The 13,733-nt window shown below is 73.9% G+C and carries 10 protein-coding genes; 4 read left to right on the top strand and 6 right to left on the bottom strand.

What is annotated here, in order from left to right:
• Positions 1 to 113 precede the first annotated feature (113 nt).
• Positions 114 to 1,385, bottom strand: a complete 1,272-nt coding sequence (locus J2S46_RS33745) for a hypothetical protein (protein ID WP_191294581.1) — start codon at positions 1,383 to 1,385, stop codon at positions 114 to 116.
• A gap of 747 nt (positions 1,386 to 2,132) precedes the next feature.
• Here J2S46_RS33745 and J2S46_RS33740 point away from each other — a divergent pair.
• The gene (locus J2S46_RS33740) at positions 2,133 to 2,585 is read left to right on the top strand and encodes a DUF6325 family protein (protein WP_191294580.1); all 453 of its coding nucleotides are present in this window, start codon (positions 2,133 to 2,135) and stop codon (positions 2,583 to 2,585) included.
• A gap of 58 nt (positions 2,586 to 2,643) precedes the next feature.
• The gene (locus tag J2S46_RS33735) at positions 2,644 to 2,928 is read left to right on the top strand and encodes an SHOCT domain-containing protein (RefSeq protein ID WP_191294579.1); all 285 of its coding nucleotides are present in this window, start codon (positions 2,644 to 2,646) and stop codon (positions 2,926 to 2,928) included.
• An 81-nt stretch (positions 2,929 to 3,009) separates the two neighbouring features.
• Here J2S46_RS33735 and J2S46_RS33730 read toward each other — a convergent pair whose 3' ends face one another.
• Positions 3,010 to 4,980: an NAD-binding protein gene (locus J2S46_RS33730; RefSeq protein ID WP_229913414.1), complete on the bottom strand. Its 1,971-nt coding sequence runs from the start codon at positions 4,978 to 4,980 to the stop codon at positions 3,010 to 3,012.
• Between the two features lie 308 nt (positions 4,981 to 5,288).
• Between J2S46_RS33730 and J2S46_RS33725 the strand changes: the two genes are divergently transcribed.
• Positions 5,289 to 6,614: a CopD family protein gene (locus J2S46_RS33725; RefSeq protein WP_229913413.1), complete on the top strand. Its 1,326-nt coding sequence runs from the start codon at positions 5,289 to 5,291 to the stop codon at positions 6,612 to 6,614.
• Between the two features lie 238 nt (positions 6,615 to 6,852).
• Here the strand turns inward: J2S46_RS33725 and J2S46_RS33720 are convergent, their stop codons facing one another.
• Positions 6,853 to 9,321, bottom strand: coding sequence for a glycoside hydrolase family 9 protein (locus J2S46_RS33720; RefSeq protein ID WP_191294578.1), 2,469 nt, complete (start codon positions 9,319 to 9,321; stop codon positions 6,853 to 6,855).
• A 439-nt stretch (positions 9,322 to 9,760) separates the two neighbouring features.
• Complete coding sequence (locus J2S46_RS33715) at positions 9,761 to 10,702, bottom strand: DMT family transporter (RefSeq protein WP_229913412.1); 942 nt, start codon at positions 10,700 to 10,702, stop codon at positions 9,761 to 9,763.
• A gap of 130 nt (positions 10,703 to 10,832) precedes the next feature.
• On the opposite strand from J2S46_RS33715, the gene J2S46_RS33710 reads away from it, so the two are divergent.
• The gene (locus J2S46_RS33710; protein ID WP_191294576.1) at positions 10,833 to 11,285 is read left to right on the top strand and encodes an Lrp/AsnC family transcriptional regulator; all 453 of its coding nucleotides are present in this window, start codon (positions 10,833 to 10,835) and stop codon (positions 11,283 to 11,285) included.
• 249 nt (positions 11,286 to 11,534) lie between these two features.
• On the opposite strand, the gene J2S46_RS33705 is transcribed toward J2S46_RS33710, so the two are convergent.
• Positions 11,535 to 12,494: a pirin family protein gene (locus J2S46_RS33705; RefSeq protein WP_307352116.1), complete on the bottom strand. Its 960-nt coding sequence runs from the start codon at positions 12,492 to 12,494 to the stop codon at positions 11,535 to 11,537.
• A 200-nt stretch (positions 12,495 to 12,694) separates the two neighbouring features.
• Complete coding sequence (locus tag J2S46_RS33700) at positions 12,695 to 13,576, bottom strand: alpha/beta hydrolase (RefSeq protein WP_191288262.1); 882 nt, start codon at positions 13,574 to 13,576, stop codon at positions 12,695 to 12,697.
• Between the last annotated feature and the right edge of the window lie 157 nt (positions 13,577 to 13,733).

The raw sequence follows: 13,733 nt of genomic DNA, 5'->3' as shown, positions 1-13,733 counted from the left end.
CGGCCTGCTTACGATCTTCGGCCGCACCCGGTGGACCCGCAAGGGGAGCGGGCCGGGGCGGCCGCTCCGCCGGGGGTCGGCCTCCCCCGGCGGGGTCGGACATCCGTGTGGGCTCAGGCGCCCGCGGGGTCGGGCGTCCGCGGGGCGGGGGTGGCGGGGGGCAGGGTCCGGTAGCTGGGGGCGAGGAACTCCCGGACGGCGAAGGCGATCAGCACCACCACGGCGAACCAGAACACCACCACGCCGCTCGGGTGGTCCCAGAAGGCGAAGATCACGGCGGCCACGAGCAGGACGGCGATGCCGATCCAGCGCTTCCAGCGGCGGACGATCGGCTCCACCGGGCCGGCCCGGAACCCTGCGGAGTCGGCGGCCGAGCGGACGGCGGCGACGCCGTGGCCGCTGACCGAGCGGACCGTCACGGCGGCCCGCGAGGGCCCGATCAGGAAGGCGCCGAGGGCGACCACGACGGCCAGCACGCCGACCACGCGGACGGCCCGGCGCAGGTAGGTGACCAGGGCGTCGTACACCGCGGCGGCCGCGTCGGGCGAGGCGTCGGAGGGCAGGTGGTCCAGGAAGTAGGAGCGGAACACGGCCAGCGCGATGCCCAGCAGCAGCATCGCGGCCCCGATCCCCAGGCAGGCGCCGATCAGGGCGCGGCGCCGGTTGAAGGCGGTGAAGACGCCGGCCGCGGCGACCAGCACGACGATGACCGGCATCCAGTTGCCGAGCACCTCCAGGAGCCGGAAGCCGCTCTTGATCTTGGCCAGGTCGGGCGAGGAGAAGACCACGAAGTCGGTGTGCACGGTCGGGATCTTCGAGGCCGGTCCGAAGCCCGCGTCGACCAGCTGGGCCTTCACCCGCTCGACGGCCGGCCCGATGTCGATGGTGACCTCGTCGTTCTTCAGCTGGACGGTGCCACCGCCCTGGCCGGTCAACGCCTTCACCATGCTGGAGTGACCGGCCCGCAGCGCGGTCTCCCACACCGTCGCGAAGGCGTCGCTGGTCACCACCCGCTCGGCGGCGCTGTGCACGAGGTTGGTCAGCGCGCTCTCCAGCGGACCGGTCAGACCGCCCAGCAGCTGGGCGAGCCTCGGCGGCACGCCCTGGTCCGCGGCGGCCTGCGAGAGGTCGTTCACCACCGCCTTGACATCGATCTGGTCGATGGCGGCGGTGGTGATCCGGTTGGCGAGGGCGTTCTGCACGTCGGGGTTGCGGGCCAGCGGGGCCATCGAGGCGACGAACCGGTCGGTGTCGGTCACCTCGTCGTGCGCCCACACCGCGATGACGGCGAGCAGCGACAGGACGGACGCCACGACCACCAGCACCACCGAACCGGTGGTGCGCAGGCGGTGGTGCTGGGGCCGGCTCGTCTCCCGGGCCTCCAACTGCGCGACCCTGCGGTGCAGGGCGGCGAGCTCCTCGCTCTCGGCCCCGGCCGTGAGCGGTTCGCCGGGGCCGGAGGGCCCCGCGGGGCCGGACGTCTTCCCGAGACCCTTCGCTTCGCCGGGGCCGGACGCCTTGCCGGGGCCGGGCTCTTTCCCGAGACCGAACCCTTCGGCGGGGCCGGACTCCGCCCCGGGCTCGGGCGGGTGTCCGGGGCTGGATCCCGGACGGGGGTTGGATCCCGGACCGGGGCTCGATCCGGGGCCAGGGCTGGATCCGGGGCCGGAGGGCCCGTCGGGTCCGGGTCGACCGTCGGATTCGGACGGCCCGTCGGGTCCGGTCGGTGTCATGGTCGCTCCTCGGTGGCGGTCCCGGACGGCGAGGCGCCGTCACGGGCCGCCTCCCCAGCCAAAGCCCGCCGGGCCCGGACCGCGAGCAGGAGTACCCCGGCAGGGTGACCCCGGCCCCACCCGGTCGGCCGGCGCGCCGCTCCGGGTCACCCCCCTCAGGTGATCCGGAGCGCCGTGGGAGGGATTTAGCGTTAGCGTCGCAGGAGCGCACCCGTCCGGAGCCGGACGGCGGTCGCGGCGCCGCGCCGCACGGTCCGGCGCACCCCCGGTCGCCGCCTGCGGGCCCGTCGCGTCCGGGACCGTTCCCCGATCAGCGCGGGGACCGTACGAGGGACGCCCGACCGGTCCCGCTCCGGGCACCCGGCAGCCGCGCACCGGACGTCACCGATAGGAGTTGACGTGAGCAACGAATCCAGCGAACCGATCGAACCGGGCCCCATCGACTACCTGATCGTCGAATTCCCCGGCAGCCGCCTGACCGGGGAGGGCATGCCCCTGCTCGCCGACCTGGTCGACCGCGGCATCATCCGGATCCTCGACCTGACCTTCGTCAGGAAGGAGGAGGACGGTTCGGTGAGCGGCATCGAGCTGGCCGACGTCAACGGCGACGGGCAACTCGACCTCGCCGTGTTCGAGGGCGTGTCCTCCGGGCTGCTCGGCGAGGAGGAGCGCAGCCAGGCCGGCGCGATCCTCTCTCCCGGCGACTCCGCCGCCGTCCTGCTCTACGAGAACCTGTGGGCCGCGCCGCTGGCCGCCGCGCTCCGCCGTGCGGGTGCCCGCATGATCGCGCGGGGGCACGTCCCGGTCGAGGATCTGATCGAGGCGCTGGACGCGCTCGACGCCAAGGCCTGACCGCACCGTCCCGTTCCCGACCGCAACCCGTCCGCCCTCTCACCCCAGGCAGGAAACCATGCCCGGACTACTGCGCGGCGTCGCACGCACCGCCGTCATCGCCGGTACGGCGACCACCGTCTCCAACCGCGTCTCCCGTCGCCAGGCCAACCGTTGGGCCAGCCAGGAGGCACCGCAGGCCGCACCCGCACCGGCCCCGGCCCAGCCCGCCCCGGCGGCGCCCGGCCCCGCGTCCATGGACGACAAGCTCGACCAGCTCAAGGAGTTGGCCGCCCTGAAGGAACAGGGCGTCCTCACCGAGGCGGAGTTCGCCGCCCAGAAGGCCCGCATCCTCAGCAGCTGACCCCCGCCCGGCAACCGCCGGCCCGGATCACCCGCCCGGGTGATCCGGGCCGGCGGCCGCTCAGGACGGACGGCCCGCGGCTCAGGACGGACGGCCGAAGGTCAGCGCGCCGAGGCCCTGGCGGGTGGCCGCGACCACCACCAGGTCCCCGTCGACGAGCCGGCGGCCCGGCGCCGGGTCCCAGAGCAGTTCGGGCCCGGCACCGGCCGGCCGGGACAGGTCCGGCGTGCGCGCGGCGGGTTCCCTGAGGTCGACGGCGAGGATCCGCCAGAACCCCGCCCGCTGGGCCTCGGCGACGGTCAGTCCGTTCAGCAGCGGGTTGGCGGTGACCTCCACGGCCGCGATCAGCAGCACCTGCCGGCCCACCGCGATCGCCCCGATCACCTGGCGGCCCATCATCGCGGAGGCGAACGAGGGCGCCGCGAGGAAGGAGACACTCCGGCTGCGGGTGTCGGCCCGCGGGTAGGAGTCGCGCAGGGCCCGGTAGACGACGCCGGCGAAGTCGTCGTCGAACAGCCGCAGCACCACCCGGACCTCCGGATTCCCCTCGCGGGCGTGCAGGGCCGCTTCGAGGTTGGCGCTGTCGTTGCCGGTCAGGGTGACCAGGGCGGCGCTCCGGCCGATCTTCGCGGCCTCCAGCACACCCTCCTGGGTGGCGTCCCCGATCACCACCGGCACCCCGTACGCACGTGCGGTGGAGACCCCGAGGGCGGTCGGGTCGCGCTCCACGCAGACCACCGGCACGTCGAGTTCCCAGAGGCTCTCCAGTACCCGGCTGCCGACCCGGCCGAGGCCCACCAGCACGACGTGGCCGGCCAGTCCGCGGGGCGGGCGGCGCAGGGCGGAGGCGCTGCGGAAGGCGCCGAGCGCCTCCAGCGCGAGGGCGATCATCAGCGGCATCACCAGCATCCCGCTGACGGCGGTCAGGATCTGCAGGACCTTGCGCCCGGACCCCTCCTCGGTGGCCGGGTCGCCCACGCCCAGCACGTCCATGACGGTGAGCCAGGCGGCATGCTGCGGCGTGGTGCCGCTGATCGTCGCCGTGAGGGCGGCGAACAGGACCACCAGGCCGGCCAGGGCCGCGAGGGCCCAGCGCAGACGACGGGAGAAGAGCGCAGCGAGCGGCGGGGCGGACAGGCCGGGCAGCCGGCGCGGCCGGCCCGGCGCCTGCACCCGGCCGACGAGCTCCAGCACCGTACGGCGGCCGTCGGGCGGCAGCAGGGCCGGGTCCGGGAGCAGTTCCTCGGCGCGGTCGTGCTCGGGCCGGTCGGTGCGGGCGGCCAGCGTGGCGACCTCGCGGCCCGCCACGGCCGCGCCGGGCGCGACCTCCGTGACCCGCAGCAGTTGCCCGTCGACGGGGACCACGTGGCTGAGGCCGGCCACGGTCGCGGCGACCAGGGCGGGAGCAGCGGTGGCCGACGCCGAGAGGACGGTGGTGGAGGCCTCCAGGGCGGCCGGCGGGAGGTCCGGACGGCGGGCGGCGGCGGCCCGGTCGAGGAGTTGCTCCACCCGCCGGCCGAGCTTGCGGTTGTACACCCGGACGGTCAGCCGCAGGGCGGGGTTGATCCTGCGGGCCCGCAGCGCCACGTGGATGTTGGCCTGGTCGTCCTCCGAGGTCAGGGCCAGCGCGACCGCGTTCCGCACGCCGGCCACCGTCAGCGCCGCGTGGTCGAGCACGGCGGCCTCGACGACCTCCACCGGCAGCCCGTGCTCGGTGGCGAGCGCCTGGATCTGCGGGCCGTGACCGCGCTCGGCGGACGGCAGGACGACCGTCACCCGCTGCCCGTAGAGCCGGGTGAGTTCGACCGTCAGACGGTGTGCCAGCGCGTCGTCGCCGCAGATCACCATGTGCCCGCCCACGGCCGCGTGGCGGGGCGCCTGCTGGCGGGGCAGGCGGTGCGGCCCGCGGTCGGCCTCGGCCTGGCCGGCGGCGCCTCCGGGGCCGATGGCTTCTCCCCGTCCGGCGGGTGCTCCCGGTCCGGCGGGTGCTCCCTGCCGGGCGGATTCTCCCGGTCCGGCGCTGCGCCGGCCGGCGGGCGGTGTGAGTGACATGGCCGCCAGTCTGCCCGGGAGCGGCCGGGCGCAGCAGCGCCTCGCCGGGATCCACCGCGCCGACGACCGTGGGCCGCTGACAGGCCGTGACCAGCGGGTCCGGCGGGGCGGGGACGGTCCGCGCGGACCGCACGGCACGCGTACACGAACGAGCCGCCAACCCCAATGCGGGTGATCCCCTCGGCCCGGCCGAGCCGGCCCGCCGCGGCTGCGAGGACCCCGATACCGTCCTTCCACAGAGTGTTGCGAGCTGACTTAGGTGTGGCTACCCTAAGTCCCTGTTTCCCCCTGCTGATGGAAGGCCCCCCGTGCCCTCGCCTGTGATACCCCCTGCCCTGACGTCCTTGGCGGCGGCCGCACCCTCCACCCCCCTCGGTCCGTTCGTCGACGGCCTCGTGTCCTGGACCACCTGGGTCACCCTGATGGGCCTGGTGGGCCTGATCGCCCTCGCCGTACTGTCCACCGGCCCCGCCGCGGCCCGCACGGCGCCGGCCGCGCTCCCCGCCGTCACCACCCGGATCGCCTGGGCCTCGGTCGTCGCCGGTGTCCTCGCCGCCCCGGCCGTGCTCGCCGAACTCGCGCACAGCGCCTCCAAGAACCACGGCTACGACTGGTCGGCCGCCTGGGACTCCCTCTACGACGGCACCAACGCCGGCCGGCTGTCCGGGCTGGAGGTCACCCTCGCCCTGGTCGCCGCCGCCCTGGTCGCCCCGCTGACGGTCCGCTCGGTGGCCGCCGGCCGGGCCCGCACCTGGCTGCTCGGCGCCGGGCTGGCCGCCGCCTCCGTCTCCCTCGGCGCCACCAAGTTCCCCACCAAGGCGCCCGCCGACCGGGGCCGCGGCAGCTTCGACACCCTGGTCTGGATGCTGCACCTGCTCGGCGGCGGCGTCTGGTTCGGCGGCCTCGCCGGCCTGCTGCTGCTCGCCGTCCCCGGCGCCGTCCCCACCGCCGGACGACGCGCCTTCTGGTCCGTGGCCGTCCGTCGCTTCTCCGTCGCCGCGACGGCCTGCGTCGCCGCCATCACCCTCTCCGGCCTGTTCCTGTACTGGGCGCACGTGGACGGCCTCAGCCAGCTGGTCACCACCATGTACGGCCGGGTGCTCGGTGTGAAGATCCTCATCTTCGGCGGCCTGCTGCTCCTCGGCACCTTCAACCAGTTCTGGCTGCACCCGCGACTCGAAGCCCTGCGCGACGAGGGCGACCAGCGTCCCCTGGTCACCGTGCTGCTCCGCAGGTTCCCGACGGTGGTCGCCGTCGAGGTGGTGCTCGCCCTGGCGCTGCTCCTGGTGGCTCCCTTCCTGCACGGCTCGGCCCGCAACCAGGCCTACCAGGCCCAGGTGTCCGAGCAGTCCGCCACCCCGATCCCCGCCAAGAAGCTCCCGAAGCTCCCGGCGAAGCAGGTCAGCACCTCCACCTGGGTCTGGGGCACTCTGGAGACCGTCGCCGTGATCGCCCTCATGGGCGGCGGCTACCAGCTCTCCGGCCGCCTGGCCCGCCGCCGCTCGGCCGCGGCCACCGCGACCCCGAGTGCGACGACTCCGGACACGACGGCTGCGGAGGTCGCGACCTCGGAGGCCACCGCCTCGGAAGCCACCACCCCGGTGGCCACGGCCTCGGCGTCGCTTCCGGGCTGACCCGGGCGGAGCCCGCCTGACCGGCGGGCGCCCGGCGAATCCAGCTCGGCAGCAGGGCGGTTGGCGCCCGCCCACGTCGACGCCCACGTCGACCCGCAGCCCCCGTCCTGCCTCTCGGCCGGGCAGGGTTGCGGGTCGACGTGGGCGGCCGTGACCCGGGCGCAGTGGCGACGGAACGTCCCCGCGGGTCCGGTCCACCCCTTCGAGCAGACCGGATCGTGGGCGCGGGTGGTGCGGATCAGCCGGTGCAGCCCTTCCCGTTGAGCGTGAAGGCGGGTGCCGCACCGGGTGCTCCGTCGGCCTGGAAGCCGAAGGAGGTCGAGCCGCCGGCGGGGATCGCGGCGTTGTAGCCCGCGTCCTTCGCGGTGACGGCGGCGCCGGACCGGGTGACGGTGGCGCTCCACGCGTTGGTGATCGCCTCACCCGCCCGGAAGGTCCAGCCCAGCGTCCAGCCGGCGACCGGCGTGGTGCCCGTGTTCCTCAGGGTGACCGTGGCGGTGAAGCCCGAACCCCAGCTGTTGACCGCGTAGGTGACCGCGCAGCCGGTGACCGGCGCCGTCGGGCCGGCGCTCACCGACGCCGACGGCGAGGGCGAGGGCGAGGGCGAGGGCGAGGGGGACGGCGAAGCGGACGGGGACGGCGACGGGCTGGAGGACGGGGACGGGGAGACCGACGAGGACGGCGAGCCGGACGGCGTCGGGGTGGATCCGTCGGGCAGCGCGCCCCACTGCTTCACGCCCTTGTCGAGCAGCACCAGGTTCGCCGCGTCGATCGGCGCATCGCCCGGAGTCTTGCCGATGCTCTGGTACGACCAGTCGTTGGAGGGGTCCCAGGCCCCCGAGGAGGCGATCCGGAACTGCACCTCCTTGCGGTACGCCGACTGCCCGGCCGGGGCGATGACGGTGTTGGAGCAGTCGATCGACACGTAGTAGACGGACCCGGAGAACTGGGTCGGCCCGCTGATCGCGCCGCACTGGTTGTAGTTGGTGGTCAGCGTGAGCTGGCTCGGGCTGACACCCGGCTCCAGGGTGAAGTAGTAGCGCAGTTCGGCGTTCTTCATCGCGCGGGCCGGCCAGGCCGACTTGTTGACGAGATAGGCCTTGACCTCGGTGAAGGTGCTGCCGGTGGTGTTCAGCCCGGCCTGCACGGACATCTCCGGCCCGTCCGGGCTCTCCTTCACCGGGAAGGAGGACGAGGCCAGCGGGGTGCCGCCGTACTCGCGGTAGAGGCGGGCCAGCGCCCCGGTGAAGGCCGCGTTGTAGTCGGTGGCGACCTCGTTGTCGGTGTAGTTCGAGCGGTCGTCGGTGTAGGAGTCGTCCGCCGAGCTCGGACCGCCGACCAGCGCGCCGACCAGGAGGTGACGGCTGTTCGCCGGGCTGGTGAGCTGGTCCGTCCAGGAGCCGTGGGCGGTGCGGTGGTGCGGGTTCTTGGGGGAGTTGTCGCCGAAGCCGATCAGATAACTGGACCTGCGGGGATTGTCGCCGAGCGCGTAGTTGATCTGGCGGACGGCGAAGTCGTGGTAACGGGCCCTGCGGGTGTCGTCGCCGGTGATGCCGTCCGAGTACACCAGTGCCACGAAGGCGGTGTTGGCGGCGTAGCGGAGGGATCCCCACGAGTCGAGGACGGCCTCGCCGCCGGGTGAGTAGGTGACCTTGTTGCCGTTGACGCCGACCGTCCACCAGTCCAGCCAGCGGTTGGCGTCGTCGATGTACTGCTGCTTGCCTGTGAGTTGGGCGAGCAGCACGTACGCGCCGTAGGACTTGTCGTCCCAGGCGATGGTCCAACGGTAGGAGCGGGTGCTGGTCTGCGGCTCGGTGGAGAGGTTGGCGTAGGAGGACTCGGCCTTGGCGAGGTAACTCGCGTCCCCGGTGGCCTTGTAGAGCCAGAGCGCTCCCCAGACCAGCTCGTCGTTGTAGCCGCTCCAGGAGTTGTAGTAGCTCTTGGCGTCGGTGATGCAGTCCGAGTACTTGCCCCGGTAGGTGTCGGCGAAGCTGTAGAGCTGCTTGGCGTGCGTCAGCAGGGTGGCCGCGTAGGCCGGGTCGCTGTCGGCGAAGACCATCGAGGAGGAGGCCATCGCGGCGGCCGTCTCGCCGGCGAGGTCGGAGCCGGCGCAGGAGGCGTCGATCTTGTACGACGGGCGTGCCATCGGCAGCACCTCGGCGGAGCCCCACCACTTGTGGTCGTCGGCACCGTTGCCGACCTGCCCGTAGAGGACGTTCGGGGCCGGGTGCGCCTTGATGAAGTAGTCGTTGACGAAGCGCAGGTTGTTCTTCAGGTACTGCATCTGCCCGGAGTCGGTGTACCCCTGCTTCTGGGTGATGCCGCCCCAGGCCAGCATGGTGGTCGAAGCGGCCATCGGCAGGCCGAACTTGACGTGGTCACCGGCGTCGTACCAGCCGCCGGTGAGGTCGAGGCCAGCGTCCTTGCCGTCGTCGGGCGCGGAGTCGCCGCGCCAGCTCACCCGGTTGGTGGCCGGCAGCTTGCCTGACTGCTGGGCCTCGTAGAAGAGCACCGATTTCTGCAGCGCCTCACCGTAGTTGAACGCCGGCGCCGCTGCCTGGGCGCTCTCGGTGTGCAGGGGCAGCAGCAGGCCGGCGGCGAGGGCGCCGGCGAGGGCGAACCCCACCAGGCCGCGCCTGGGGCGGCGGTGCGGCTGCGACGGGACGGGGAGGAGGCGGCCGGGTGGGGGTTCGGCGGGGTACGACATGGCGTCCTTCCGGGACGGCGGGGTGGGTGCGACGGAGGGCGGGGGTACCTCGCGGCGCGGGCGGCGGGGTGACGGACGGCGGTCGGGAGCCGGGCGGGACCGGCCAGGGCGGGGCGGCCTGCGCAGTGGTCGCAGGCTGGGCAGGGGCTGGCGGCGCGTCACCGGTCCGCACGGGGGTGGGGGCGTACGGACCGGTGACGTGCGAGGTCGGGCGGCCCGCGGCGGTGGTGACGCCACGGGATGCTTCTCCACCCCATCGTGGGAGCGCTCCCACGCCTAGGTGGGATGCGACGCCTTCGGGCAGGGGCGGCGCCGTCCATGGTGTCGGGGGGACCTACGGCTGTCAATGAGAAGCGCAGGACGGGAGTTGGGGCCCACGGCCGGGCGCCCGGTTGCGGACGGGAGGAGTGGACCTGAGCGCGGAACCGAGGCGCGGGGCTCAGGCTCGCTCGACAGCCACGGCCCTCTCGCGGACGGTGACCGGGTCCACGGCCGGGGACCGCTCGACCATGCCCAGCGCCACGCCGGCGACGATGACGGCACCCCCGGCGATCTGGGCGAACCGGATGGACTCGCCGTTGATCAGTACGGCACCGAGCACTCCGAAGGCCGGCACCAGGTTGAGGATGTTCACCGCGACGCTCGACGCCATGCGCCGCAGCCCGTAGTTGTAGAGCAGGAAGCCGCCGACCGAACAGGCGACGGCCAGATAGGCCAGCAGCGAGGAGACGGTGGCGTCGGGCACCCGCCACTCACCGGCCTCCAGCAGCGAGGCGAGCAGGAAGCCGGCCGCGCCGGCGAGGGTCTGGTAGTAGGTGACGCCCACCGCGTCCAGGTCCCCGGCGGACCGCTTCACGATCACGTTGTAGCCGGCCCAGACCAGACCGCCGAGCAGCAGCAGCACATCACCGAACCACCGTGAACTCCCCCCGACGTCAGCCCCGTTGCGGACCACCAGGAAGGCACCCAGGGTGGCCAGCAGCACGCCGGCCACCCGCAGCCGTTGCATCCGGCTCCGGAACACCACCAACTCCAGGAGCATGGTCATCAGCGGGTAGGTCGCCACGATCAGCGACGCGTCCGAGGCCGTGGAGAGCTCGACCCCGACGTTCTCCAGTACGAAGTAGCCCGTGATGCCGAGCAGGCCGCTCAGGTACAGCATCCGCCGCCGGCGGGCGTCCGGCCGGGCCGAGGGCGTGCGGCGCAGCCGCATCATCACGGTCAGCAGGCCTGCCGCGAAGGTGAACCGGACGGCCCCGATGGACAGCGGCCCGACATCGTCGAGCACCCGCTTGGTCACCGCGTAGGAACTGCTCCAGAACAGCGCGGCCGCCACGACCGAACAGATCGCCCAGGCCCTGGGCTTACCCTCGTACTGCACCGCGGCTGCCCCTCTCGACTTGACCATCCGTCGAACAATGAGCGGAAGGTCACGCGAAAGGCTAACAACCCCTGCGGAATTCAACCAAGCAGGACGAACTAAATTCGGCTCCGGCCAGATCTGAGGGAACGTGGATGAACTTGATTCGGCGCTGGTCCGGCTTCTCCAGGAGAACGGTCGGCGTACCAACCGCGACCTGGCGCAGGAGCTGGGCATCGCCCCCTCCACCTGCCTGGAGCGGGTCCGCTCGCTGCGCGAACGCGGCGTGCTGACCGGCTTCCACGCGGAGGCCGACCTTGCGGCGCTCGGCCGCGGCCTGCAGGCGATGATCGCGGTGCGGGTCCGTCCGCCCACCCGGACCGTGATCGAGCAGTTCCAGAGCTTCGTGGCACGGATGCCGGAGGTGATCTCGGTCTTCGTCCTGACGGGTACCGACGACTTCCTCCTCCATGTGGCGGTCCGCGACACCGATCATCTGCACGCGGTGGTGCTGGACAAGCTGACGGAGCGACCGGAACTCGCGGACGTCCGGACCTCGGTGGTCTACGGACACCTGCGGAAGAAGGTCATCGGCCCGGCGTGAGAGGTCCGACGGCGACGATCAGCAGGGCGCCGGCTTCCGGACTGCCGTCCGCGACCCGCCGCACGCCGCCGGGAACGCGCGGACCGGCAGCCCGCCGGGCTCCAGCTCGCCGGGCAAGGCCCCGGGATCCGGCGCCGGCCGAAATCGGGCGGCCGCGCCGGGAGGGCCATTCGCTGGAACGGCTTCCTGGAAGCCACCACGATCGCGTTCCCCCTCGCCGCCGTCACCGACCCTGAGTGCAGCCCCGGCTCAGCGCGCCCGGCCCCGTGGCTTCAGGGACCCGGTCGGCAGGTGGGGAGCGGCCAGCCGGGCCCCGTCGTAGCCGTGCACCTCGCCGAAGCGGGGGCCGGACATCCAGTCCTCGCGGGCCTGGGCGATCTCCTCACCGGACCGGCCGATGAAGTTCCACCACATCACGATCTCCTCCTCGAAGGGCTCGCCGCCGAGGAGCAGGACGGCGCCGTCCGTCCGTGCCAGCAGGGGGAGTTCGGTGCGGCCGCAGCCGAGGTAGAGGATCGAACCGGGCTCGACCCGGACGCCGTCCACGTCGACGCTGCCGGTCATGGCCAGGACGGCGTACTCGAAGTCGCGCTCCAGGGGCAGGCGCAGTTCGGCGCCCTCGGTGAGGGCGAGGTCGGCGCCGACCAGGGGGGTGTGGGCGGTTCCGGGTGAGGTGGCGCCGTCCAGGGTGCCCATGATCACGGTGCTGCGCAGGCCGGTGGCGGTGACGGTCGGCAGCTCGCTGTGGTGCTCGAAGGCGGGGGCGGTGTGCCGGTGGGCGTCGGGCAGGGCGACCCAGAGCTGCGCGCCGTGCAGCAGCCGGGCGTGCTCGCGCGGGGACTCCTCGGAGTGCGAGACGGCCCGGCCGGAGGTCATCAGGCCCAGTTCGTAGGGGCGGACGGTCTGCAGGCTGCCGAGACTGTCGCGGTGCAGGACCTCGCCCTCGTGCAGCCAGCTGACGGTCTGCAGGCCCATGTGCGGATGCGGGGGCACCTGCATGCCGGGCTGGTCGGCGATGTCGTCCGGCCCGTAGTGGTCGACGAAGCACCAGGCGCCGACCATCCGCCGGCCGAGGTTGGGCAGCAGCCGGCGCACCTCGGTGCTCTCGCCGAGCCGGACCTGACGTCCGGCCAGCAGTTCCTTGACCGGCCCGGTGCCGGCCTCGCCGCCGCAGCGGGTCGCGGAGGGCTTCAGGTCGAGATTGCTCATGTCGGGTCCACCGTAGGGGTCGGGGCCGGCTCGCACCGGAGTTCCGAACGATCATCCGTCAGACAGGGTGGATCACGAAGCACCGGGAGCGGGCGGCGAACACCGGGACCGTACCGGGGGCGGACCGGGGGCGGACCGGCGGCGAACACCGGGACCGTACCGGGGGCGGTCCGGGACCGGCCGCCCGCCCCCGGACGCGGTCAGGCGGGCCGTCCCGCCAGGGCGTGGCCGAGGAAGGGCATGACGTCCGGCAGCACCCGCCGCCAGAACCCCCCGCTGTGCTCGCCGGGCGGGAAGTGCGCCTCGGCGGCGTGCGGGGCCAGCCGGCGGGCCGCCGCGCAGAACGGGTCCTCGGTGCCGCACCAGACCCCGAGCGGGCTGCCGAGCGGCTGGTCGAGGTGCAGCAGCGGCTCGTACTCGCGCCAATCGGCCTCGTCCCGGAAGACCTCGACGGCCTCGGCGTCCGGCCAGCCGCGGAACACGGCGGGGCTGAGCGCGGCCACCGGGCCGAAGCCCTTGCCGCGGTTGCGGGCGTAGTTGAGGGCGCCGAAGCCGCCCATCGAGATGCCCATCGCGCCGCCGGGCGGGCGCAGCCCCTGTTCGGCGAGCCAGCCGGGCAGTTCGTCCAGCAGCATCCGCTGCGGGTCGTCGCCGGTCGCGGTGCGGCGCCAGTAACTGGCGTTGCCGCCGTCCACGGCGACCACGGCGAACGGCGGGACGCCGGCCGCCACCGCCGCCGAGAGGAACTCCGGCAGCCCGGTCTCGACCATCGTGCGGGCGGTGGCGCCGCGGCCGTGCAGGGCGAGGCAGACCGGCAGGTCGGCCGCGCGGTGGTCACCGGGCGGGGTCATCGTGATCAGCCGCACCGTGGTGCCGCGCGCCGCCGAGCGCCGGTCCTCGGTGCGCACCGGGCCGGCGGTGGCCGCCGGCAGGACGCCGTCGGGGCCGGTCAGGCCGAGGGCCCGGCGCAGCCGTGCGCCGCCGGGCAGGACGTCCTCGGCCATCGCCGCTCCGGTGCCGGCCGCCGCCACGGCCAGGGCGCCGGCCCCGGCGGCGGCCCGCAGCAGTGTGCGCCGGCCCACCCGGCCGGTCCGCTCCCCCGCGCTCCCCGCACGGCCCCCGGACGTCTCCCCGCGACCCACAGCACTCTCCCCCTTCGACGGTGAGTCACCAAGCCTAGAAGGGTGCGGGTCCGGGGTCGGTGCCGCCGCGGTCACAGGTGATCGACAGGTGCGGCAC

This window comes from Kitasatospora herbaricolor (genome assembly GCF_030813695.1).
Taxonomy (GTDB): Bacteria; Actinomycetota; Actinomycetes; order Streptomycetales; family Streptomycetaceae; genus Kitasatospora; species Kitasatospora herbaricolor.
Note: the sequence above shows the minus strand (reverse complement) of the source record. Positions and strands in the feature narration are given on the sequence as shown.